Annotated in this window: 25 protein-coding genes; 12 read left to right on the forward strand and 13 right to left on the reverse strand. The window is 45.5% G+C overall.

Annotation, left to right across the window (positions count from 1 at the left end; genetic code table 11):
• Window positions 1–31 precede the first annotated feature (31 nt).
• Window positions 32–607 carry an energy-coupled thiamine transporter ThiT gene (thiT, locus tag DIJ65_RS10760; RefSeq protein WP_117302061.1) on the forward strand — a complete coding sequence of 192 codons (576 nt, stop codon included), beginning with the start codon at window positions 32–34 and terminating at the stop codon, window positions 605–607.
• A gap of 151 nt (window positions 608–758) precedes the next feature.
• Window positions 759–1,511 carry a type I methionyl aminopeptidase gene (gene map, locus DIJ65_RS10765; RefSeq protein WP_117302059.1) on the forward strand — a complete coding sequence of 251 codons (753 nt, stop codon included), beginning with the start codon at window positions 759–761 and terminating at the stop codon, window positions 1,509–1,511.
• Between the two features lie 41 nt (window positions 1,512–1,552).
• Here the strand turns inward: map and DIJ65_RS10770 are convergent, their stop codons facing one another.
• Window positions 1,553–2,272 (reverse strand): tryptophan-rich sensory protein, encoded by a 720-nt coding sequence (locus DIJ65_RS10770; protein WP_117302057.1) that lies wholly within the window; start codon window positions 2,270–2,272, stop codon window positions 1,553–1,555.
• 211 nt (window positions 2,273–2,483) lie between these two features.
• Between DIJ65_RS10770 and DIJ65_RS10775 the strand changes: the two genes are divergently transcribed.
• The 3 genes from DIJ65_RS10775 to DIJ65_RS10785 all read left to right on the forward strand — a co-directional run bounded on the left by DIJ65_RS10775 (window position 2,484) and on the right by DIJ65_RS10785 (window position 5,404).
• Window positions 2,484–4,283: a M3 family oligoendopeptidase gene (locus tag DIJ65_RS10775; RefSeq protein ID WP_117302055.1), complete on the forward strand. Its 1,800-nt coding sequence runs from the start codon at window positions 2,484–2,486 to the stop codon at window positions 4,281–4,283.
• A 1-nt stretch (window position 4,284) separates the two neighbouring features.
• A complete protein-coding gene (locus DIJ65_RS10780) occupies window positions 4,285–4,833 on the forward strand; it encodes a GNAT family N-acetyltransferase (protein ID WP_117302053.1) in 549 nt (182 codons plus the stop codon).
• A gap of 88 nt (window positions 4,834–4,921) precedes the next feature.
• Window positions 4,922–5,404, forward strand: a complete 483-nt coding sequence (locus DIJ65_RS10785) for a DinB family protein (protein WP_117302051.1) — start codon at window positions 4,922–4,924, stop codon at window positions 5,402–5,404.
• A gap of 210 nt (window positions 5,405–5,614) precedes the next feature.
• On the opposite strand, the gene DIJ65_RS10790 is transcribed toward DIJ65_RS10785, so the two are convergent.
• From DIJ65_RS10790 to DIJ65_RS10800, 4 genes are all read right to left on the reverse strand, one after another.
• Window positions 5,615–6,181, reverse strand: a complete 567-nt coding sequence (locus DIJ65_RS10790) for a beta-class carbonic anhydrase (protein ID WP_117302049.1) — start codon at window positions 6,179–6,181, stop codon at window positions 5,615–5,617.
• 113 nt (window positions 6,182–6,294) lie between these two features.
• Window positions 6,295–7,302, reverse strand: coding sequence for a rod-share determining protein MreBH (gene mreBH, locus DIJ65_RS10795; protein WP_117302047.1), 1,008 nt, complete (start codon window positions 7,300–7,302; stop codon window positions 6,295–6,297).
• A 251-nt stretch (window positions 7,303–7,553) separates the two neighbouring features.
• The gene (locus DIJ65_RS16345) at window positions 7,554–7,694 is read right to left on the reverse strand and encodes a hypothetical protein (RefSeq protein ID WP_185959543.1); all 141 of its coding nucleotides are present in this window, start codon (window positions 7,692–7,694) and stop codon (window positions 7,554–7,556) included.
• Window positions 7,695–7,780: 86 nt separating this feature from the next.
• Window positions 7,781–9,013, reverse strand: coding sequence for an aminopeptidase (locus tag DIJ65_RS10800; RefSeq protein WP_117302045.1), 1,233 nt, complete (start codon window positions 9,011–9,013; stop codon window positions 7,781–7,783).
• Between the two features lie 229 nt (window positions 9,014–9,242).
• Between DIJ65_RS10800 and DIJ65_RS10805 the strand changes: the two genes are divergently transcribed.
• Both DIJ65_RS10805 and DIJ65_RS10810 read left to right on the forward strand, forming a co-directional pair.
• Entirely contained in the window at window positions 9,243–10,550 is a 1,308-nt protein-coding gene (locus tag DIJ65_RS10805) for an FAD-dependent oxidoreductase (protein WP_117302043.1), read from the forward strand.
• Entirely contained in the window at window positions 10,547–11,533 is a 987-nt protein-coding gene (locus DIJ65_RS10810) for a class I SAM-dependent methyltransferase (RefSeq protein ID WP_117302041.1), read from the forward strand. Before DIJ65_RS10805 ends, DIJ65_RS10810 begins: the two co-directional genes overlap by 4 nt.
• Window positions 11,534–11,676: 143 nt before the next feature.
• On the opposite strand, the gene DIJ65_RS10815 is transcribed toward DIJ65_RS10810, so the two are convergent.
• The 3 genes from DIJ65_RS10815 to DIJ65_RS10825 form a co-directional block, all read right to left on the reverse strand.
• A protein-coding gene (locus DIJ65_RS10815) for an IS1182 family transposase (protein WP_230321389.1) occupies window positions 11,677–13,040 on the reverse strand; the annotation gives its coding sequence in 2 pieces (ribosomal slippage) (window positions 11,677–12,468 and window positions 12,471–13,040; 1,362 coding nt in all).
• A 248-nt stretch (window positions 13,041–13,288) separates the two neighbouring features.
• Entirely contained in the window at window positions 13,289–13,510 is a 222-nt protein-coding gene (locus tag DIJ65_RS10820; protein WP_117302039.1) for a DUF1128 domain-containing protein, read from the reverse strand.
• Window positions 13,511–13,568: 58 nt separating this feature from the next.
• Complete coding sequence (locus DIJ65_RS10825; protein WP_117302037.1) at window positions 13,569–14,942, reverse strand: alanine/glycine:cation symporter family protein; 1,374 nt, start codon at window positions 14,940–14,942, stop codon at window positions 13,569–13,571.
• A gap of 198 nt (window positions 14,943–15,140) precedes the next feature.
• On the opposite strand from DIJ65_RS10825, the gene DIJ65_RS10830 reads away from it, so the two are divergent.
• On the forward strand, window positions 15,141–15,602 hold the full coding sequence (locus DIJ65_RS10830) for a YtxH domain-containing protein (protein ID WP_230321387.1): 462 nt from the start codon (window positions 15,141–15,143) through the stop codon (window positions 15,600–15,602).
• The gene (locus DIJ65_RS10835) at window positions 15,586–16,530 is read left to right on the forward strand and encodes a YihY/virulence factor BrkB family protein (protein ID WP_117302035.1); all 945 of its coding nucleotides are present in this window, start codon (window positions 15,586–15,588) and stop codon (window positions 16,528–16,530) included. The genes DIJ65_RS10830 and DIJ65_RS10835 overlap by 17 nt, the downstream gene beginning before the upstream one ends.
• A gap of 103 nt (window positions 16,531–16,633) precedes the next feature.
• Here the strand turns inward: DIJ65_RS10835 and DIJ65_RS10840 are convergent, their stop codons facing one another.
• Together DIJ65_RS10840 and DIJ65_RS10845 are read right to left on the reverse strand one after the other, a co-directional pair.
• Window positions 16,634–16,828, reverse strand: a complete 195-nt coding sequence (locus tag DIJ65_RS10840; protein WP_117302033.1) for an SE1561 family protein — start codon at window positions 16,826–16,828, stop codon at window positions 16,634–16,636.
• A gap of 329 nt (window positions 16,829–17,157) precedes the next feature.
• On the reverse strand, window positions 17,158–17,538 hold the full coding sequence (locus DIJ65_RS10845) for an OsmC family protein (protein WP_117302031.1): 381 nt from the start codon (window positions 17,536–17,538) through the stop codon (window positions 17,158–17,160).
• 80 nt (window positions 17,539–17,618) lie between these two features.
• Between DIJ65_RS10845 and DIJ65_RS10850 the strand changes: the two genes are divergently transcribed.
• On the forward strand, window positions 17,619–18,800 hold the full coding sequence (locus tag DIJ65_RS10850; protein WP_117302029.1) for an MFS transporter: 1,182 nt from the start codon (window positions 17,619–17,621) through the stop codon (window positions 18,798–18,800).
• 123 nt (window positions 18,801–18,923) lie between these two features.
• On the opposite strand, the gene DIJ65_RS10855 is transcribed toward DIJ65_RS10850, so the two are convergent.
• The 3 genes from DIJ65_RS10855 to DIJ65_RS10865 form a co-directional block, all read right to left on the reverse strand.
• Window positions 18,924–19,511, reverse strand: coding sequence for a DUF998 domain-containing protein (locus tag DIJ65_RS10855; protein ID WP_117302027.1), 588 nt, complete (start codon window positions 19,509–19,511; stop codon window positions 18,924–18,926).
• Between the two features lie 144 nt (window positions 19,512–19,655).
• A complete protein-coding gene (rlmD, locus tag DIJ65_RS10860) occupies window positions 19,656–21,026 on the reverse strand; it encodes a 23S rRNA (uracil(1939)-C(5))-methyltransferase RlmD (protein WP_117302025.1) in 1,371 nt (456 codons plus the stop codon).
• Window positions 21,027–21,067: 41 nt separating this feature from the next.
• On the reverse strand, window positions 21,068–21,967 hold the full coding sequence (locus DIJ65_RS10865; RefSeq protein ID WP_117302023.1) for a TIGR01777 family oxidoreductase: 900 nt from the start codon (window positions 21,965–21,967) through the stop codon (window positions 21,068–21,070).
• 92 nt (window positions 21,968–22,059) lie between these two features.
• On the opposite strand from DIJ65_RS10865, the gene recX reads away from it, so the two are divergent.
• A complete protein-coding gene (recX, locus tag DIJ65_RS10870) occupies window positions 22,060–22,866 on the forward strand; it encodes a recombination regulator RecX (RefSeq protein WP_117302021.1) in 807 nt (268 codons plus the stop codon).
• Window positions 22,859–23,191 carry a YfhH family protein gene (locus DIJ65_RS10875; RefSeq protein WP_117302019.1) on the forward strand — a complete coding sequence of 111 codons (333 nt, stop codon included), beginning with the start codon at window positions 22,859–22,861 and terminating at the stop codon, window positions 23,189–23,191. The genes recX and DIJ65_RS10875 overlap by 8 nt, the downstream gene beginning before the upstream one ends.
• Window position 23,192 lies beyond the last annotated feature (1 nt).

Genomic DNA, 23,192 nt, shown 5'->3' on the forward strand with positions numbered 1-23,192 from the left:
CTGGTGATGTGCAAACACATGGGAGGATATCATGAGAAATAAAAAATTATTGTTAATGCTCGAAATTGCAATTTTCGGAGCCCTGGGCTTCGTCCTGGACTTTATCGCGTTCAGCATGCCGCAGGGAGGATCGGTCAGTCTGGTAATGATCCCGATTATCCTGATGGCGTTCCGCCGTGGGATGGGAGCCGGAATTCTGACAGGACTTGCAGTCGGCCTGCTCCAGCTTGTCACGGGGCGTGTCTATATCGTCCCTTTATCATTCGGTTTCGCTTTTACACAAGTGACGCTGGATTATCTTGTGGCTTTCGCCAGTATAGGATTTGCCGGTATTATGCGCTCCGCTTATTTGAAGAATCTGCGGAGCGGCTCAAAAGGGAAGGCTGTATCCTCAATTGTGGCCGGCGCATTTATTGGCGCATTCCTGCGCTATATTGTCCACGTCATTGTAGGCATCTGGTTCTTCAGTGAATTTGCGACTGGAAATGTTTACCTTTATTCATTCGCATACAATGCGACATACATGATTCCTGCATTTCTTTTGACTGCATTTGTATGTTCCATCCTTTTCATCGCAGCGCCACGGCTTGTGGATGTAAAGGAGTAATAATAAAGTCCGAACCCCTGCAACGCCAATAAAGCGGCCATAAAGAGCAATTTCATGCTTTTTATGGTCGCTTTTTGAATTGGCAGTTATTAGACAGGAGTTTCTGTTATGGTATAATTTTGTGTAGAAAAGTTTGAAAGAAGGGTATTTAATGATTGCAACTAACGAAAAAGATATTGAGATGCTGAAAAAAGCCGGCCAAATGGTAGCAAAAATCCGTGAGGAAATGAGAGCTGCCACTAAACCGGGAGTTACCACCAAAGAAATTGATGAACTCGGTGGACGCCTGTTCACGGAATTGGGCGGTGTTTCTGGACCAAAATCAGAATATGATTTCCCGGGATATACCTGCATCAGTGTAAACGAAGAAGTGGCTCACGGTATTCCAGGAAAACGTGTGATTCAGGAAGGGGACATTGTAAATATCGATGTTTCCGGTTCAGTGGAAGGTTATTTTTCCGATACAGGAATTTCTTTTGTCGTCGGCGAAGGCCATCCGGAAAAGGAAAAAGTCTGCGAAGCTGCTGAAAAAGCATTTAATCGGGCAATGACAAAAGTCAAAGCCGGATCGAAACTGAATCAAATCGGCAAAGCGGTTGAACGCGAAGCGAAAGAACAAGGTTTGTTCGTGATCAAGAATCTGACCGGCCATGGCATAGGGAAATCCTTGCATGAAGCGCCGCAGCACATACTCAATTATTATGACGCATGGGAAACTACGATTTTAAAAGAGGGGATGGTTCTTGCTGTCGAGCCCTTTATCTCCCAAAAAGCGGAACATATAATTGAATCCGGTGACGGCTGGACGTTCATTACACCTGACCAGTCATTGGTCGCGCAAATCGAGCACACTGTCCTGGTGACAAAAGGCGAACCGATTCTGCTGACTAAATTAGAGGAATAGAAAAAAGCCTGCATAGCGCAGGCTTTTTTTTGTTTAAACAGCTACTTTTTCTTTATCAATAAAATGCCTGTCACAATTACACCGCTCAGGAATAAGGAAGCGGTTGTGACGAGCATTTCATCGAGGCCATGTTTGAAGGCGATGCCGATGAATGCCCATACAAAAACGGCGGCAAACGGAATGTCCGAATGATGAAAGCGGACGTGAAGCGCAAGCGCGGTTGCGACTGTAAGCATGATGACTGTCCAAAGCTCATTGCTCAGACCCCATCCGCCCCAGCTGTAAAAGGTTAGTACATAGCTGACGTTGGCGATGGTCGCGACACTGATCCAGCCCATATTCACTGAAATCGGAAGCCGCTCGCTCACTTTCCGTTCGCTGTTATTGTATTGAAGGTACAAAAGGATCAGGAAAATCAGATAGGCGACCATTGCTGCAACCGACCAGGCAAAATATTCATAATGCCAAAGCAGCAGCCAGACGATATTGGAAACGGCGCTCAAAATGAAATAATAGCTGATGGCATTGGAGGGCAAATCACGGTTCTTTTTGTAACGAATCCAAAATGCTGCAATCCAGATAGCCAATAATATGTAAATGACTGACCAGATCGAAAAGACGTAGCCGGCTGGTGTAAACAGAACAGGCACCCTATTGGAGATTTCTCCGGTAGTCTGTCCGTTGATTGGCAGAATATTGGCCAATGCGTTAACGGTTACGATGGCCAGAAATGCGATTGTCATCAAGATCAAACGGAACATCTCAGATCCCTCCTCGGTATCAGTATACCTTTCCTTGTTTGGGACAACAATTAGCTGTTTGTGCATTGGCGGAAAAATGTTTGTGAAATCGTCGATATTATGTCGGCTGTTTGTCTCTGGTATGCCCTTTTATCCATTATTCCGTAATCCGAAGAAAAATGGTATACTAATAGTTGTTTTTAGAAAATTTAGTTTATCAGGAGGCTAAGCCATGACAGTGAAATATCCGGAAGTGTGGGATTTGGATGTATTGTTCCCGGGTGGGAGCGTTTCGCCCGAATTGCGTGTACATATGGACAATGCGGTACCAAAATTAGACGAGTTCGAAAAGCTTTCAGCGAAGTTTGAGGTGCCGGCATCGGCAGACGATGCAAAAAGTGTGGCAGAAGTGCTTGAGGCAGTTAAAGATATGATGCTCCACCTACGGCAGTCCAGTGCATTTATCGGCTGTTTAATGGCTCAGAACACAGAAGACAAAAAGGCTTCATTGCTGCAAAGTGAATCCTCAAACCAAAGTGCCCGTTTCAGTTCGGCGCTTCAAAAAATCCAGCAGGATCTGACAAAGACTGATGATGCTGTGTGGAACGCGCTAATGGAAGATAAAGCATTGAAAGAATTCACTTTTGTGCTCAATGAATGGCGTGACAAAGCACGTTTGCTGCTATCTGAAAAAGAAGAAAACCTGATTACCGCACTCAGCATGGATGGTTATCATGGGTGGAGCGAACTTTACGATATGCTGGTCGGAGAAATCAAAATCAAGATCACCGTCGATGGCCAGGAAAAAACATTTTCGGTCGGCCAGGCAAATAATTTAAGTTCCCATGCGGATGCTGAAGTTAGAAAAGAATCGTATGAAAAACTGGAAGCTGCCTGGACGGAGAAAGAGGATTTTTTCGCCAAGACTCTCAATTCCATTGCTGGATTCCGCCTCGAAGTCTATAAAAAACGAGGATGGGAAAATCCGCTTCAGGAACCGCTGCAGATGAACCGCATGAAACAGAAGACACTGGACGCTATGTGGGGAGCTATTTCGAAAAATAAACACCCCTTTGTCGATTACCTTAACCGCAAAGCGCAGCTTCTCGGCAAAGACAGACTTGACTGGTACGATGTGGACGCGCCGGTAACGGAAAGTACCCAAACATTTTCCTATCAAGAAGGCGCCGAATTCATCCTGGAGCATTTCAAAAAATTTGGCCCGGAACTTGAAAAATTTTCACGCACTGCTTTCGAAAAAGGGTGGATCGAAGCGGAAGACCGGCCGAACAAACGTCCAGGAGGCTTTTGTACAGGACTGCCGATGACTGAAGAGTCACGCATATTCATGACATACAGTGGTTCGATGTCCAATGTCGCCACGTTGGCCCATGAACTGGGCCATGCATTCCATTCACATGCCCTGCGTCCTGTTCATCAAATCAACCGTTCGTACGCAATGAATGTAGCTGAAACAGCTTCCACGTTCGCTGAAATGATCGTGGCGGATGCCGCGGTAAAGAACGCGGCTTCCGATCAAGAGAAAATCGCTCTCCTCGAAGATAAAGTTCAGCGCAGTGTCGCTTTCTTTATGAATATCCATTCGCGCTTCCTGTTTGAAACGCGTTTTTACGAAGAACGGAAAAAAGGAGTCGTACCGGCGTCCCGCCTGAATGATTTGATGGAAGAGGCCCAAATGGAAGGATTTGGCGGCGGATTGAAATCCACGCATCCACATTTCTGGGCATCAAAGCTCCATTTCTATATAACATATGTGCCATTTTATAACTTCCCGTATACATTCGGATATCTTTTTTCACTGAGCGTTTACGCGAAAGCGCTTGAAGAAGGTGCAGGCTTTGAGGAAAAATACATGGCGCTTCTGCGTGATACCGCTGTCATGACGGCTGAAAACTTGGCGATGAAGCATCTGGGGGAAGACATTACACAAGAAGCATTCTGGGAAAAAGGGATTGCACTTTGCGTAAAAGATGCAGAAGAGTTCATTTCGCTGACGTCATCTGCTGAATGATATGAATCTTATTTTAAAGGGCAGGCATTGCTACCTGCGTACTTTGACCACTGATGATGCCGAAGAAATGGTGCTGTTGCTTCTCCGGAACCGGAAATATTGGGCGATATTCGAGCCGCAGCATCGAGACAGTTATTTTACGGCAGCCGTCCAACGGGAAAAAATTCGCGAATCCATTCACCAGGCGAAGGAAAATCGGGAATACAGTTTTGGAATATTTGAAGCGGCGTCCGACAAATTGGTTGGCCATATATCCATGTACAGCATCAAACGCATGCCTTTTCTCAGCGCTTTGGTCGGCTACTCCGTCGATGAACAGTACACTGGGCGGGGAATTGCAACCGAAGCGGTGGAATTGGTGGTGGCTTTTGGTTTTGAAAAACTGCAGCTGCACCGGATTGAAGCTTATGTTTCTCCACGCAATACCGGTTCGGTTCGTGTACTGGAAAAAGCGCGCTTTAATAAAGAGGGTTTGTTGAAAGAATTTCTTTTTATAAATGGTATTTGGGAAGACCATTATCATTTTGCCGTCCTGGAGAAAGATTTTTGAAAGGGCAAGGCCGCCTATAAAAAATGGTGGATAGAAATGAAAAGATGGTTATGGGAATAAAATGCTGACAGAAAGTAGGTGCCTTATTATGTTAAGAGATAAAATTTTCGCCTATCACAAATGGGCCACCCAGGAAATCCTGTCATATATAGAAAGCCAGGAAGATGACATTTACCAAAGAGAAGGAGTCAATTCCTTCTCCTCGATCAGAGATACCCTCAGCCATGTAATAATTGTGGAAAAGCTGTGGCTGCTTCGGATGACAGGAGTCGGGAAACCGGCGGTCGAACGGTTTCGGGTGGATACAGCAGCAGAGGCAAAACAGGCATTTATGCTGCTCCACGCAGAAATGGAACTCTATTTCTCCTCACTTTCGGAAAAACAGTGGCAGGAACCCATGAAGTTCACGAATCTCAAGGGGAAATCTTTTGAAGAGACCAGGGAAGAGATGCTTTTCACTTTCATCAACCATGCTTCTTATCACAGAGGGCAGATCACTTCACTGCTCCGCCAGTTCGGCAAAGAAGGCATAGCTGTCGATTATATATATTTTCCACAGGAAAACCGCTGAGAAGGTTTGGCCGAACAGCATTCGGTCGAACCTTTGCGACGAAGCTAGCGTAGCGATGCAACGCTCTTTCATGTCTCGAAGCTAGCGCAGCGATGCAGAGACAGAGACAGGAGCACGGGTTTTGTAAAGCGAAGCTGTTTTGTGAAATATTATATGTAATACTTTTTTATAAACTAGAAAACCGCTGAGAAAATTTCTCAGCGGTTTTTTTCAACGGTTTTTATTTCCGTCTACGACAAGATCCAATTTGCCGGTGGTCGGATCAATCGCCAGTCCATGTACCGGCACCTTAGCGTCCATCAGGGGATGATTGCGCACCATATTGACACTGTGGCGGACACTCTCGGTAACATCATCGAAACCTCGGAGCCACTCATCGAGGTTGACGCCGGAATAGCGCATCATATCGATCGTTTCTTCAGTAACGCCTCTGGCTTTCATTTTTTCAAGGATTTTCTGCGGTTCGATGGCAGACATCCCGCAATCGTAATGGCCAATAATATAAACTTCATCAGCGTTCAATTCATAGATTGCAACAATCAGGCTGCGCATAATGCCGCCGAATGGATGGTTAATAACTGCTCCGGCAGATTTGACGATCTTCACATCACCGTTTTTTAAATTCATGGATTTTGGCAGCAGCTCAAATAATCGGGTATCCATGCAAGTCAGGATAACCATCTTCTTGTCGGGAAATTTTGTAGTGATGAACTGTTCGTACTTTTTTTCTTCGACAAAATTCTTATTAAAGTCCAGGATTTCATTCAGCATTGACATATTTCCCACTCCTTACTTGTTAACTAACTTCTATTTTAATCGAAATTTCTGCCGATTACGAGTTTCACTCCATTCATACAAAAAAAACCGGAAGCACAAGGCTCCCGGATGGATCATTTTGAAATCTTATCAAGCTTGTTCAACATAATAAGTGAACGCCCAGTTCCAACAGCTACCGATTCAAGGGGCATCGGGGCCAAGTGGACAGGTACTGAAATTTCTTCAGACAGCCATTGCTGCATGCCTTTCAATAATGCACCGCCGCCTGTGATGACAACTCCCTGGTCGACAATATCCCCTGACAGTTCAGCCGGACAATTTTCAAGCGTTGCCCGAATGCATTCCAGGATTGCCAATAACGGTTCTTTCAGTGTTTCCTGAATTTCTGTCGAGCTTAACGTGACTGTTTTCGGAAGGCCGGTCATGATATCGCGGCCACGGACTTCCATTGTCTCTGCTTTATGGGGAATCAGCGCGTAGCCGATTTCTTTTTTGATATTCTCGGCAGTGCGTTCACCAACCAGCACGTTATAATGCTTGCGCACGTATTGGATGATGTCTTCATCCATGCGGTCACCGGCAACTTTCACGGTATTGGATGAAACGACGCCTCCGAAGGAAATGATTCCGACTTCCGTCGTCCCTCCACCGATATCCACTATTACGCTGGCAATCGGCTCGCTTACCGGCAGATCGGCTCCAATTGCTGCTGCAACGGGTTCTTCGATCAGATGCACACTTTTTGCACCGCTTTGCTTGGCGGCGTCATGAATAGCGCGGCGTTCTACGGAAGTTGCACCGGACGGCGTGCAAATCATCACATTCGGTTTCCGGTAAGCAGCTCCCATCACCTTGGCGGCTTTTTGCATAACCATTTTCAATAAATCCGTGGTCACATCAAAATCCGCAATGACACCGTCTTTCAACGGGCGCACTACGCGGATCGAAGCCGGAGTTTTACCGATCATAGCTTTTGCTTCTTCGCCGATAGCGATGACTTTGCCGGTTTTCGTATCCAATGCGACAACCGATGGTTCATTTAAGATGATGCCTTTTGATTTTGTATAAACGAGAATATTTGCTGTGCCTAAGTCGATTCCAATATCTGATGAAGAAAACATACCTTTACTCCTCCTAATATAAAACAAGTCCATTTTGAATTTTAACACGCTAAAAAAGCGGGCTTTTTCAAGATGCTTGAAATTGCAATATTACGGGGGCCTATTGACTCGCTGCAACAAATATTTATGGGACCTTAGCTGCAATATGTAATGTCTGTGCAAAAGAAATGTTTCCGAACTGTAATCTTTCAGTCATTTTAAGGTAATAAAAAAACAGGCTTTTTAATAAAAGCCTGCTTTCAGAATACACTTCAGAATTTGCGTTCCGGATGCGGATCCACATGTTCTGCATCATGCGTATGCAATTCTCTTCCAAGAAAATGAAGGAGCGTAAAGAAAAATATGAAGATTACAACCATGAAACCTAAAACGGTTACTACACCAGCCAGCATGAAAATAACTCCTCTCTCGACAATGATTATCATACTTTAGTATACATGATAATAGAAAAAATATTAAGTGTCGAATTTGTTGAGTTTTAGAATGCCCAGTTGCCGTTTCGGAAAATCGGTTCCCGTGTGCCGTCTTCCAAAATGCCATCGATGTCCATTTTTTCAGAACCGACCATAAAGTCTACATGAGTAATGCTTTGGTTCAGGCCGTGTTGGAGCAATTCTTCGGAAGACATTTTCTTGCCGCCTTCAAGGCAGAAGGAGTATGCGCTTCCGATTGCAAAATGGTTGGACGCATTTTCATCAAATAAGGTGTTGTAGAAAAGGATATTCGAAGCCGAGATAGGCGACTGATGAGGAACAAGCGCAACTTCCCCGAGATAATGGGAGCCTTCGTCTGTATCAACAAGCTGCTTCAATACATCTTCGCCCTGTTTTGCGGCAACTTCGGTAATGCGGCCGTCTTTGAATGTCACTTTGAATTCGTCAATGATGTTGCCGCCGTAACTTAAAGGCTTGGTGCTGGAAACATAACCATTAACTCCATCTTTTTGCGGAACAGTGAAAACTTCTTCCGTCGGCATATTTGCCATGAAAGCATCTCCTTTTTCATTGATGGAGCCCGCGCCGCACCAGAGATGTCCTTTTGGAAGAGCCACTTCAAGATCGGTTTCCGGAGAAGTGTAATGCAATTTCGCGTATTTTTTGCCGTTCAGATAATCGACTTTGGTATGCAGTAATTCGTCATGTTCTTTCCAGGCCTCGATAGGCTCTTCAAGATCGGCGCGGACAGCTTTCAAAATCGCGTCCCATAAAGCTTCAATCTGCTGATCTTCCGGAACATCCGGGAAGACTTTGGCTGCCCATGCTTTTGAAGGGGCGGCAAGAACAGTCCAGCTGATTTTATCGGATTGCACATACTGGCGGTATTTATTGAGCGCCTGGCCGGTTGCTTTCTGGGATGCGGCGATGCGTTTTGAATCGATGCCCTGCAAAAGATCCGGACTTTGCGAAACAATGCTCATGAATGCAGCACCTTGCTCAGCCAATTGCTCCCGTTCCTGAACTTTCCATGAAGGAAATTCCGAGAATGATTCTTCAGGTGCCATTTCGAAGCGCAACCTCGATACTGCATCATCGTTCCAGTCAACAAAAACTTGTTTTGCCCCGGTTTCGTAAGCTTTTTTTACAATCAGTCGTACCAATGGTGCCGCTTCAAGTGAAGCTGCTATGTACAGTTGCTGGTTTGGCTGGATATTAACGCCAACTTTTACTGCCAATTCAGCATAGCGCGTCAATTTATCGTTTAATGATGTCAAATGAATCTCTCCTCTCATCTCTTTATATAGTATCAATTTTCCGTCGCAGTCTGCAATGCCTGCAGGCCAAATAGCAGTTCTTTTGTAAAGTTAGTCCTGCAAACAGGCTTCCTGGACCATCTGTCCTGTCATTTTGGAAAATAAAAATTTTCTTTACAGGCAATTGGAAGCACCAATGAGGTTTTTAGCCGGTGTATTTGAGGAATACAGTAAAGAGGAGTTGAGTTTGATGAAAACACAAGTCTTTATCAGCGGCGGCGGCATCGGCGGCCTGGCTTTGGCACTTAAGCTTGTTCAGCGGAACGTCGACGTGGTGATGGCGGAGCGCTTGAAAGCAAAAGCTCCTACTTATAAGGGAGAGTTGCTGCAGCCGAAGAGCATGCAGATTTTCGAAGGCTTGGGCTTATACGATGAAATCACTGAGCGCAGCAATGAAATAAAAATCCTCGATATGCTTGAATTGTCCAGTTCGCTGCAGGTCAGAGAACAGACATTTATGGATTACAGCGTGTTACCCGGAAAATATAATGCAGCCTTCATGGCGCATCATGAGGAACTCAAAGACATTTTGTTGAAAGCCGCATCCGAATATAAAAATTTCCGGTATCTCTCCGGAACATCCTGCACAGGATACACTGAAAATAAGGCTTTGCTCAAAACCGGCAAAGAGCAGCTGGAAGTGGAAGCCGATTTCTTTTTCGGAGCGGAAGGGAGAGCTTCTGTTACGAGGAAGCATATGGAGATTGAAATCAAGCAGAACACCTATAACCATCATTTCCTGACAGTTTCCTTCCCGAGACCGGAGAGCTTCACCGATGGGCAGATCATCTCTACATACAATCGTTTCCTGGGCCTTTTTCCGCTGCCGGATAAACAGGTCCGTTCGGTCTATCTAATACCGGAAGGAGATTATAAAAAACTCAAGGAAAAGCCGATCAGCCATTTTCATAAGCTGTATACCGACCTTGCTCCGACAATGGATGGCTACGTACAACAACTTGTGGACTGGAAAAAAATCCAACTGATGATACCTGTTATGTTTCATGCTCCATCCTACGTAAAACATAACAAAGCAATTATTGGGGACGCAGCGCATGCTGTCCATCCAATGGCGGGAGAGGGCATGAATATGGCGATACAGGATGCAGACATACTGGGTGAGCTGACCGCTGATATGATTGAAAACCATAAAAAAAATCCAGACAATCTGACATGGTATGAAAAAGTCCGCCACAAAAGGGCCGATCATGTTATCCAACTAAGCCACCTGGCTGCGCTGGCCTATTCCTATCCGTTCAAGCCGGTAAGTTTCCTGCGGCAAAAGACATTCGAACGCATGGAAGAAGATCCAATCCTTCATTTTAAACAGATGCTGAATGTGTCAGGTCTTGGCATGTGGAAAGAAAGCGTTCGTGACCGTTTTATCCAGGGAGGCATCATACCGGTGCGCTTGAGAAACCTCCCCAAAGAATCAAAAGAGCTGAGATATTATACGCGGGAAGACGATTACCCATGGAAGGATGAGGGATTGCTATGATAGATGTAATGAAGATGTTTAAAGCCAGAATGTATATGAAAAGAAATGAGCCTTTTTTATATAGTTGGCATGCCTATGTGGGATACGAACTTGATCTGTTCAAAGCTTTCGAGCGACCGATGGCGAAAGAAGATGTAGCGGATGCTTTTGGACTTGATGAAAAACTGCTCGAGCAATGGGTGGTGATCGGAGTTTCCATTGGCCATCTGAAAGAAGCGGGCAGAGGACGTTATAAGATTGCCAATGCCTGGAAGCTTCCAAAAACAAAAGGCGATAATTCGTCCGGAGTGTTGTTGAAAGAGATGATGGAACTGCATATCCCGACTTTGCTGCATTACCCGGAAATGATGCGTAATCGCAACCGGCTTCATTACGACGAAGAAAAACATGCAGGCACTGTCGCTGAAACCAGTCGGCTGCTGGAAGTCCTGGCCATGCCGAAAATGGCGAAGCGGATTCGCGAGATCAATGCGAAGACTGTATTGGATATCGGGTGCGGAGAAGGGGGATATATCAAGAAACTGGCAAGGCGATTTCCTGACACACAGTTTAACGGCATCGAAATCAGTGAAGAAGTGACCCGAAAAGCGAAGCGTCTTACCGAGGAAGACGACAATATCATCGTTGAAAATGCCAACCTTTGGGATTATAATCCGTCCGAGCCTTTTGATATGGTGATGATGAATAATGTCCTGCATTATATTGACCTCGAGAAGCGGAAAGCACTGATATTCGAATTGGCAGGCTGGGTCAGTCCTGGGGGCATCCTTTCCATCGTGACGCCGATTGCAGGAAACAGCGAAGATCCACCTTTTGCCAATGTCTTCAATAGTTTCTTTTCATCCTTCGATAATCTTTACCGCCTACCGACAAGGGAAGAATTGAAGGGCTGGGGGGCAGCAGCCGGACTTGAAATGCTTGGCATCCACACCGTCATCAAAGAGGGCGGATGGTATATCACCCAGTACAGGAAACCGGAATGAAATTTGCTGCCGAAATAATGATTGAAACCGCATAGAAAAAGCCCCTGAATAAATTCAGGGGCTTTTCCAGCTTGTTGAGAAACTAAGGTTTCATCGAGTTTGCTCTTAGTTGATTTGTGAAAAAACAAAAGATCATGAAGTTTTTAGACCCTTCTGCTTAGCAGAAGGGTCATTTTTTTAATGTTCTGCGCTGCTGCTGTCAGATAAGCCTGTTCTTGGACGGACTTGCGCCCTCGTCGCCTTGCGTAGCGGAAACTATGGAGTTCTTTCGCATCGGCGAAACTCCGTTCGATGGTCTGGCTTCTTAATTTATATAGTTTTTTTCCGCTAGGCGTGCGCTTGTTGGCGCGCACCTTGTCTTTTTCGTCTTCCCAGATGTGCCGGAAAATCGATCGGTGCTTGCTTTTCGCGGAAAAACAATCCGAGCGCAGTGGACAGTTTTCACAATCCTGTGTTCGGCTTTTATAATGACGATATCCTTCTCGATCCGTCGTCGCATAGGATAACTTGCAGCCCATAGGGCATGCATAGGCGTCTAATGATGAGACATACGTAAATAAACGTTTCGGGACTTTGGGATTCCCACCTTTGAAACGGCGAGCGCCCATGACCACAAACGTTCCAGCTTGATTTAAGGTCTTGCAGATATGGCCGGTAAAATAACCGGCATCCAAGGCGGCCGCTTCCACCGGAAAATTGAATTTATGTTTTTGGACAGCGAGCCGGTCCAGATAAGGGACGGCGTCGTGGACATTACCAGCCGTGATGAAGGTATCCGTGATGAAATTGTATTTGGCATCCACCGTCCGGTGGTCGAGATAGAAGAATCCCTGGGGTTTTTGGTTTCGCATGAGGAAGCCGCTATCCGGATCGGTCACGCTTTCGCGGGTCATCGCCGGTTTGGTTTTGGAAACCGGCCGAACCCTCTTCGGCTTCAGCGCTTTTTTCCATGAGCCTCCCGATCAGCTTCGACAGCTTGTTCTAGTTCTCCCAGGTAGCTGACCACTTTTTCGGGTTTTGCCTTACGGATAAACTTGTTCTTATTGGCATTGGCTTTGATATGGGTGGAATCTGATAGAAGCAGACGTCCATTCACCATGCCGTGAGCTTGCGCCTGGCGGACGGTTTCGTCGAAAATTTGTTCGAAGACCGTGGTGTCTTCAAATCGGCCTTTCCGGTTAAAACTGATGGTGGAGTGATCGGGAATGCGATCGGTGAGTGAATAACCCAAGAACCAGCGATAGGCATTGTTCATCTGAATTTCCTTTTCCAATTGGCGTTCGGACCGGATGCCATAGAAATAACCAATGAATAACATCTTAAACAATGTGATCGGTGGAATGGCCGGACGGCCGTTATCTGGACAATAATAGGGTGAAGCAATGTTTTCAATGAAAGAAAAATCGATAAGGGCATCGACGGTACGGAGAAAATGATCTTGCGGTACGAGTTCATCAATTGAGACGGTGACCTGTTCATGTCGGTGGTTTTTAACGGGACCAATCATGGGACCTCGCTCCTTCATTTTCTTTCAGTTTACATCAAAAAAGTGTTCAAATAAACAAAAAATGGCTGTCGAGAGGGTTTCTCGACAGCCTGAAAAAGCCCCTGAATAAATTCAGGGGCTTTTCATATTGTCCAGACTCCAGCGGCCCAGCTCTTCGGGTCATAAGCCAGCCCAGCTATGCGGCAAGAAACGCCGCTTTGCTGTTCTGTCTTATGCCTTTCAGAGCTTAACGGGCCCTGTCGCTTTTCTTACTTGCGCAATGCGCCAAGTTCTTGGGCGATTGCCTGCATCTCATTTGGAGTGATGTTATCACGCTTTTTGACCATTTCATAAAGATCGCGCAAATCTTCATATTGGGAGGCATTGAAGTGCTCGGCTTTCATAGCATCGACATTGACCATCCGCAATTTCGTTTTGATTTCCTCGATCATAAAGTTGACGTTCTCTGGAGACTGTTTTGATAAGTCCATGATAGGTTCCTGCCTTTCGGTATGGTATGCCTTATCATTTCACTTATCAAAAAAAAAGTCAATTTCCTGAACGAGCAAGTTCAGCTTTCGTTTCTTTTTCTTCTTTGGCTTTTGCAACGATTCTCTTCGTCTCATACACGATGACTCCTGACAGGCCAAGAAGGCCGATCAAATTCGGAACTGCCATTAAGCCGTTCATAACGTCAGAGAACGTCCAGACGACAGTAAGTGAAGCAGTAGCGCCAAGGAAGACGGCTGCAACGAAAAGAACACGATAAACAATCAGCAGGCTTGGACTTTTAAATAAATACTGGAAACATTTTTCCCCGTAGTAAGACCAACCGATAATTGTTGAAGAGGCAAAGAAAATTAAACCTATCGCTACAACATATGGACCGAAACCTCCAAGATACTGAGCAAATGCAGCACTTGTCAGAGGTGCGCCTTCAAGGTCACCGCCTATATAAAGACCTGACATGACAATGGTGATACCAGTAATCGAACAAACAATTAATGTATCAAATAAAACCTGTGTCATTGAAACCAAAGCCTGGCGCCCAGGCATATCTGTTTTCGCAGCAGCAGCAGCAATAGGAGCTGAACCAAGTCCTGCTTCGTTTGAGAAAACCCCTCGGGCAACGCCATAACGGATTGCTGCCCCGATTGCTCCCCCAGCAGCAGCTTCACCTGTAAAGGCAGCGCTGAAAATTGTACCTAAAGCAGCAGGAATCAAATCAATATTCATGACCATAATGATTAAGCCGGCAAAGACGTAGAATATGACCATAATCGGTACGAAAAATGCAGTAACTTTCCCGATTGTTTTTATTCCGCCCAAAATTACCAGTGCAGCAAAAACTGTAAGGATGAGTCCTGTAACCCAAGTAGGTACACCGAAAGTATCGACAGTAATTGCCGCAACAGAATTGGATTGTGTCATGTTACCTATACCAAAAGCAGCGATTGCACCGAAAATTGCAAAGAGAACAGCAAGCCATTTTTGCTTGAGGCCATGTTCCAAATAATACATTGGTCCACCAGCCATTTTTCCTTGCGAGTCAGTGATGCGGTATTTTACAGCCAACACAGCTTCCCCGTATTTAGTCGCCATCCCGAAGAAGGCGGAAAGCCACATCCAAAATATTGCACCTGGACCACCGAGGACAACAGCTGTTGCAACACCAACGATGTTACCCGTACCTACAGTTGCTGCCATTGCAGTGGAAAGTGCCTGGAAATGGGATATATCCCCTTCGGAATCTTTGTCAACATTTTTGGTAAAAGTTAATTTAAGTGCATAAGGCAATAAGCGAAGCTGTAAGAATCCTAAACGTAAAGTAAGATAAATCCCTGTTCCGACAATCAGGATAAGAAGTGGAACCCCCCAAACATATCCACTGATCGTTCCCAATACTTCTTCGATTCTTTGCATTAATTCTCCCCCTCAAGCATATCATTCTGTTTTCCTGAAATAATTTTGCACCCCCTGTTGATTTAATATTCCGAAAGTTATCGCAAAGAGTCAAGGTTTTTTTAAAAAAATAAAATACAGAGAAGTTTAAATATGGAGAGATTAGGGAAAAATTCAAAAGACACATCAGAACAAACTATTCATTGGGAGGAATTCAGAATGAGCCAAAACAAATTGATGACAGGATTATTAGTGGGTGCTGCAGTAGGGATTATTGTATCCTTATTTGACCGCAACACGAGAGAAGATGTTATGCAGAAATCGAAAAAGGCATCAGAGAACGCAAAATATTACGCGAGCAATAAAGATGAACTGAAATCTGCGGTCCAACAGCAGGCAAGTAAATTTCAGAACCTTTATGAGCGCGTTTCTGAAGATGCTTCCTACGTAGGCGATAAAGTCAATGAAATCAAAGAGCTGACTCCTCAGGTGAAAGATATGGCGATGGAGACGAAAGAGGCTTTTGTCGATACGAAAGAAGCTGTGGTTGATTCGACTCAAGATGTCAAATCAGCACTTAAAGAAGACAATCCATCGGCATCGTCATCACTGACTGATGAAAATGACAAGTCTTCAGACAATAACTCAAACCGCGATGCGGAATATGGGAAAAAGCAATAATTCCCTGAAAAATTTCCGGAAAACAGAAGAGGATATCCGGCAGAACAGTCCGGAAGCAAAGGGACCCAGTTATGATGTCACTAGGTCCTCCGGCTTTCTGAAGGAATTATGGAAAAGAATCAACGACGTGGATGTCACGGGTCTTGGAGCGCAATTAGCGTTCTTTTTCCTGTTGTCCATTTTTCCTTTATTGATATTTCTTATCACACTTCTGCCTTATTTAAATATTGCTGAAGAGCAAGTGTATCTCTTCATGTCGAATGTCGTGCCGGGAGAAGTCTATATTCTTATTGAAGAGACTTTAAAAGAGATTCTGACTGAGGAAAACCGCAGCTTGCTTTCGTTCGGCCTTATTGCCACAATCTGGTCTGCCAGTCTTGGCATGAATGCTCTGATCAAGTCATTGAACAGATCCTATGGTGTGGAAGAAAATCGGCCGATCCTGATTGCCAGGGGCATGTCGATCATCACGACAGTTCTGATGATTTTCATTTTGCTGATTGCATTGGTCCTGCCGATATTCGGCCGTCAAGTCGGAATTTTCATATTTTCATTTCTTGGCCTTGAGGCAGGGTTTCTGGAAACATGGAACACATTGCGGTTTTCGATACCGCCTTTAATAATCTTCGTTGTTGCTGCAGTGATCTACTGGGCAGCTCCCAACGTCAAACTTGATTTTAAATCAGTATTGGCTGGATCGACCTTTACCGCCATCGGATGGCTTGGTGTATCATTCGGCTTTTCTGTCTATATCAATAATTTCGCCAATTACTCAGCGACTTATGGAGGGATCGGCGGTGTAATCATGCTCATGCTCTGGTTATATGTATCCGCCATACTTCTGATGGTGGGTGGGCAGATAAATGCCGTTATGCAATCCAGGCGTGATGTCATAAAGCGCTTTAAAAGATATGTCGGACCGTCTTGAGTATTCATACTTCAAGCCTGTCCGACGTTTTTTTGTTCAGTATTGATATTGATCACAAAAAAATCCGCCCATCTCAGAAGATGGAAACGGAAGGGCGTGTAAATCAACTTTCATCAGTAGGGCGGCTGTTGAATTGCTGCATCTTGCCGTCAAGTTCATCAACCATAGCAATCAGCCGGTCTATATCTTCAAGTTCAGCAGTTTCCGGTTCGATTGAATCGAGAACTTCGAGGAACATGTTTAAACGCTGTTTCATATAAATTACTTGTTTTTCTTTGTCTGTGATGGATTTTCCCATGGGGTACACCTCATTTCGCATTCTATCGTAGCTGAAAAAGGATGAGATTTCAATGGATGATGGGTAAAAAGAGTCATTTTATTATTTTTTCTATTTTGAATATTTACTTAATTCGAACTCTGTGTTAATTTAAGATTAATCAACAGAGAGGAGGCCATAATGAATAGTCGAAACCTGTCAACATTAATCAGCTAAAAGGAGGGGGTTCGAACATTTAACCGGCGATAGCCGAAAAAATGGTCTTATGAAAAAAAGAAGAAATGAAAACGCAACATAAAAGCTCAGCCGCGATCTGATATCCAGATACACGGACTGAGCTTTTATTGGTCTCACACCAATTCGTATGTTTCAACAACCTCGATCGAATTTTCCACGGAACGAACCATCGAGCAATTCTTTCTCGTCAATTCCATGACCCGCTCCATTTTTGTTTCATCAATATCACCTTTAATTATAAAGTGAAGGTGAACCTTCGAAACGCGACCGGCTTCTTCATCGATGCGGATGACCTCTTTCACTTCCGCCTGGATATCCTCAGCCGGCATGCGCTTTTTCTCCAAAACTTTTCTGATGACGCCCGCGCTGCAGACTGCGAGAGAGGCCACCAGTAATTGGTACGGACGGAATCCATGTTCCTCATTTGTGGAAACGGCCAGTTCGCCGAAAGGCAAATCACCGGTAAAACCATTTTCTGTCATTGAAAACTTCATCTTCTATCTCCTCCTTATGATAAAATTGTATCCTACTATACTTTAAATACAAAAGAACGTGCTTACTCAAAGGAGGCACCATGAAAAATTTTTTAAAAAGTGAGAACGGCCGTTTTTGGATTCTTGTCACTATTGTCTCGATTTCCGGCTTTTCCCAAGGAATGTTATTGCCGCTGATTGCGGTTATTTTCGAACAGGATGGCGTTTCATCCGCATTAAACGGCTTAAGCGCCACCGGTTTATACATAGGTACGTTAGTAATCGCACCATTTATGGAGCCACAATTGCGGCGTTTTGGGTTCAAGCCCATCATCATCGCGGGAGGCGGTTTGGTCATTCTGTCATTGCTGCTGTTTCCGCTTTGGAAATCCGTTTTGTTCTGGTTCTTCCTGCGGATTTTGATCGGGATCGGGGACCAGGCCTTGCACTTCTCGACACAAACCTGGATTACCAGCACATCGCCCCAGAATCGCATGGGACGGAACATCGCAATCTATGGTATGTCCTTCAGTATCGGTTTTGGTGCGGGACCATTATTCGTTCCGCTCGTGTCTATTTTTGAAGCCTTGCCTTTCATCATTTCCGGTTTACTATGCCTCATTGCGTGGTTATTGGTCTTTTTCCTGAAAAATGACTTTCCCGAAACGACAACGAGTGCGATGACTGCAAGGGGAACTTTGGGGCGTTTTAAAGCCGCTCTTGTGATTGGCTGGTTCGCGTTTCTTCCTCCGCTGGGCTATGGCTTTTTGGAATCGTCATTAAACGCGATCTACCCGGTTTACGCTTTGCGCCAATCAATCGATATAGCGATGGTCTCTTATATGCTGGCGGCATTTTCAGCCGGGGCCATTGCGACGCAGCTGCCGCTTGGTGAATTGAGCGATCGTATCGGCAGAAAGAAAGTTCTGCTGATGGCACTTTTCGGAGGTGCGGCTGCATTCGGCACTGCCAGTTTCTTTGAATCGAACGCCTGGGTCACGCTTGGTTTCTTCATCCTGGCGGGTATGTTTGTCGGTTCCACTTTCTCGTTGGGCATTTCCTATATGGCGGATCTCATGCCGAGGGAACTGCTGCCTACCGGGAACCTCCTTTGCGGCATCGCTTTCAGCATCGGCAGTCTGGCTGGTCCGGTGTTGGGCGGCCTATTCCTGGAACTCACCCAGCAACTGAGCTTCCTCCTGCTTATCGCAGGGATATTGCTTATCATTTTCACCATTATCGCTTTCCGCGATACTAGGATCTCCAAAGCTGCAACCGAATAACATCTGACGCGATTCAAAAAGGACTTCCGGGCTTATCCGGAAGTCCTTTTTGACTAATAAAATTTGTAAGGGTTTCAGCTATTCGATTTTACTGACACCACTGGAGAGGAAGGCGAAATCGATTTAATCAAAGTCGAACTTTCCGTTTAACTGCCTGTTCCGGGGTGGTTTCATGCAGAAAAATAACCAGCCGAACGCGCCAACGAACATGACTCTTTGCAAAAGGCCTGTGATTGCAGGGAAAATACCCATGGCGATTGATATTATTACGGCAACAATTGCCATAACGATCCCGGCAATTCTCTGTGGGCCGGTACTGATAAATCCATGGCCTGCCGCCAGTAAAGTGAAGCTGAATCCGGTTGAAGTGGCAGAGAGTGAATGAATCTGATCCTGCAGGTGGTTGACCGGCACAGAGTCAACTAATGGTGCGTGTGGAAAAACCCCTGTCAAGATCAGGCTAAGTCCGAATACTGCTCCCACAACCTGATGGTAGCGGATCCTGGTGGAATACGTAACCAGGATTGCCATTAGACCAAGGCTAATAAAGAAGATGTTCATAATCCATGAATACGGTGAACCTTGCGCCCCCAAATGGCTGGTTGTGTTGCTCAAAATAGAATAGCCGGGAAAACTGATTATCGCCAAACCATTAGATGCTATTAAAAAGAAAATGAAGATGAGCAAAGAGACAATCGTTATTTTTTTCATTTTTAATGATCTCCTCAGAGAAATCGGTTTTAAGGCAATACACCCATATACAGGGTCAGCCAGCCAGTCACTGCAGAAACAATACAGCTGTTTTTGGGTTTCATGGATTAAGGCATTGAAAACTACTCTCTGGAAATTATGAAGTTACTGGTTTTTCAACTCGAGCAGACAGACCGATTCCACCTGCGCTGTCTGCGGGAACATATCGACAGGCTGGATGTATTCGATGCGGTAGATTTTCGTCAATTGCTGAAGGTCCTTCGCCAAAGTCGAAGGATTGCACGAAGTATAGACAAAGCGTTTCGGTTTCACGGCCAGAATCGTTTTTAACAAGGAATCTCCGAGTCCGGTGCGCGGAGGGTCAACTGTCAGTACGTCGGGCACAAAATTTTCCCTGCTCCACATATCAAGCCATTTTTCTGCGGTCCCGGTAACGTATTTTGCTTCAACTCCCTGCCGTTTGGCATTTGCTTTTGCATCCACAACGCTGTCATGAATCGTGTCCATGCCGCGAAGTTCACCGGCACCCTCTGCAAGCCACAGGCCGATTGTGCCGACTCCGCAATAAGCGTCGACCACTTTTTCAGTGCCGGTCAATTGGGCTGCCCGCTTGATTTCATCATATAATTTGACGGTCTGTTTCGGATTGAGTTGGAAAAATGCGCGGGCTGATAGATCGAACGCCAACTCGCCCAGCTTTTCGTGAATCGTATCTTTGCCGAACAATGTAACGGTTTCCTCTCCGAATATAAGAGAGGTTTTTTCAGGGTTGATGTTCTGGACAATCGATACAAGATTGACATCAAGGTCTTTCAGTTTTTCGAGCAATAATTCCTTTTTCGGTATTTTAGAGCGGGTCGTGACCAGCACCAACTGGATTTCGCCGGTTTGGATGCCGGTGCGGACAACGATTGTCCGAACGATACCCTGCATCGTTTTTCCATCATAGATCGGAATCCGCAATTCCTCCAGAATCCTTTTCACTGAATTGGTGATGACGGTCGTATCGGGATGCTGGACAATGCACTGTTCGATATCAAGCAGTTGATGAGAGCCTTCAGCAAACAGTCCGGCGATCACTTTCGAACCTTTCAGCCGTGTCTGGAACTGGCTTTTATTGCGGTAATGCCACGGATCTTCCATCCCGATCGTTTCTTCAATTTTGACCTCAACACCTTTTAGGTAACGTTCGAGAGCCTGGACGACCAGATCGCGTTTTTCCACGAGTTGCTGGTCATAGGTCATATGCTGCAGCTGGCAGCCGCCGCACGCCTCATAAATAGGGCAGGGAGGAGTCTGGCGGTGAGGGGAAGCCTGACGCATTTTTACGATGCGGGCTTCCGCGAAATTCCGTTTGATTGTTGTAATTTGTGCTGTGATTTCTTCGCCGGGCAAAGCGCCCGATACAAAAATGACATTACGCTTGAAAAAACCGATGCCTTCACCGTTGATGCCGAGCCTTTTTATTGTTAATGGGAATTTTTGGCCAACTTCCATAATTGGTTTATCATTCATTCTGCACACGTCCTTCATTTGTTCATCCCTACATTATAGCCCTATTTGTAAATATCAGCCAGAGCCGATCTGAGATCTGGGAAGGAGAATTCAAAGCCTTGTTTCTGCAACACCTCGGGCAGGACACGCTGACCTTCCAACACCAGCCGGCTTTTGTCCCCGAGTGCAGCTTTCAGCACAAATTCAGGTACCGGGAACCAATGCGGCCGCCCTAATGCATGAGCGATTTCCTTGCCGAATTCCTTCATGCGTTTCGGATAAGGGGCTGTGACGTTGAATGGCCCTTCAAGATTATCCGTTTCAATGGCAAACAAAACGGCACGCGCCAGATCGTTCACGTGAATCCAGGACAGCCACTGCTCTCCTGTTCCCACTGTGCCGCCGCCAAAAAGCTTGTAAGGCAAAGCCATCAACGGCAAAGCGCCATCTTTTTTCCCCAGGATGATGCCGAAACGGGCCAGAGCCACACGCACGCCCAGTTCTTTCGCTTCGTTTGCAAGCCGCTCCCATTCGATGACGGTTTTTGCCAGGAAGTCATCTCCTCTTTCAGGCGATTTCTCGGTGTAGGACTTTTCTGTCGAAGCGGGATAGATTCCGACTGCGCTTGCGTTGACCAGCACTTTCGGTTTTTCTTCCAAAGCTTTGATGATGCGCAGCACTTCAGTGGTCGCTTCGACGCGGCTGCTGTAAATAAGTTTTTTCTGTTCGTCATCCCACCGGCCGTCATTGATCGATGACCCAGCCAGATTTACAAAAGCGCCGATTCCTGCAAGTTCCCGTTCAGGTGCAGCTCCATCGGTGAGCCACTCGACATAATGGACTCCGTTGTCAGATGGTTTCGGACTTCTCGTGAGGATAAAAACTTCATGTCCCTCCTGACGGAATAATTTCGTCATTTCCTTGCCGGCAAAACCGGTTCCTCCAGTGATAGCTATCTTCATGCATATCGCCTCCATTTACTGTATTGTACCCTGAATCGATGCATTTAAGCCCTCGAAAGGTTATACTGAATAGGGAAGAGAGGTGCCGATGAATGCCGATTATCACAAAAATCACACAAGGGAAAAAGAATCCTGAACGCTATAATATTTTCCTGGAAGAGAAATTCGCTTTCAGTGTCGATGAAACGGTGCTCGTCAGGTATCAACTGACCAAAGGCAAAGAGCTGGACCAATGGACCATCGAAGAAATAAATTTCGAAGATGAAGTCCGCAAAGCTTTTAATAAATCCCTCGATTTTCTTAGTTTCCGGATGCGCAGTGAAAATGAAGTGCGGCAGAAGCTGAAAGACAAAGAATATGGTGAAGCAGTTATAGATGAAGCGATCAAAAAACTATATAAATTGAATTTCCTCGATGACCGCGCATTTTCTGAAGCATTGATGCGCACACAGATGAAGTCAGCCAAAAAAGGCCCAAAAGCGATCCAACAGGATATGCAGAAGAAAGGGATTGATAAACAAGTGCAAAAAGATGTGCTCGCTTCCTATTCTGATGAAGAACAGTTGGAACTCGCCAAAGAGATCGCAGAAAAGATCGCTGACAAGGAAAAAACCAAGACGCCGCGCCAGATTGAACAAAAAATTAGTGACACATTGATGCGCAAGGGTTATTCGTATTCATTGATCAAACTGGCAGTTGCCGATTTGGATCTGGAAAAAGACGAAGACCAATGGACGGACATTGTCGCTGCACAAGGGGATAAACTTTGGCGGAAATTCAGCAGCAAACTGACCGGCTATGATTTGAAATCAAAGGTCAAACAAGGCCTTTACCAAAAAGGGTTTCCGGCTGAAGTCATCAATGAATATCTGGAAAAAAAGGAGAACGAAGATGAGTGAAGATAAACGCTACAACGAGATGAATGAACAGGAATTGCGCACTGAAATTGCGCGCCTGAAAGAAAAGGCCCGAAAGGCAGAACAATTGGGCATCATCAACGAATTTGCGGTGCTGGAGCGCAAGGCCATCATGGCAGCTTCCTATCTTCTCGATCCGGAGGATTTCAAAAAAGGGGAAGTCTACCGCATTGAAGGAGATCCCAATGTCTATTTTCAAATCGATTATCTGAAGGGCCGATTTGCATGGGGCTATCGTCTTGGGAGCGATAAGTTCACCGAGGCTTTGCCGATTTCCATGCTGCGCCCGTTAAAAGAAGGGAAGTAAA

Source organism: Planococcus salinarum (assembly GCF_007004625.1).
GTDB lineage: Bacteria > Bacillota > Bacilli > Bacillales_A > Planococcaceae > Planococcus > Planococcus salinarum.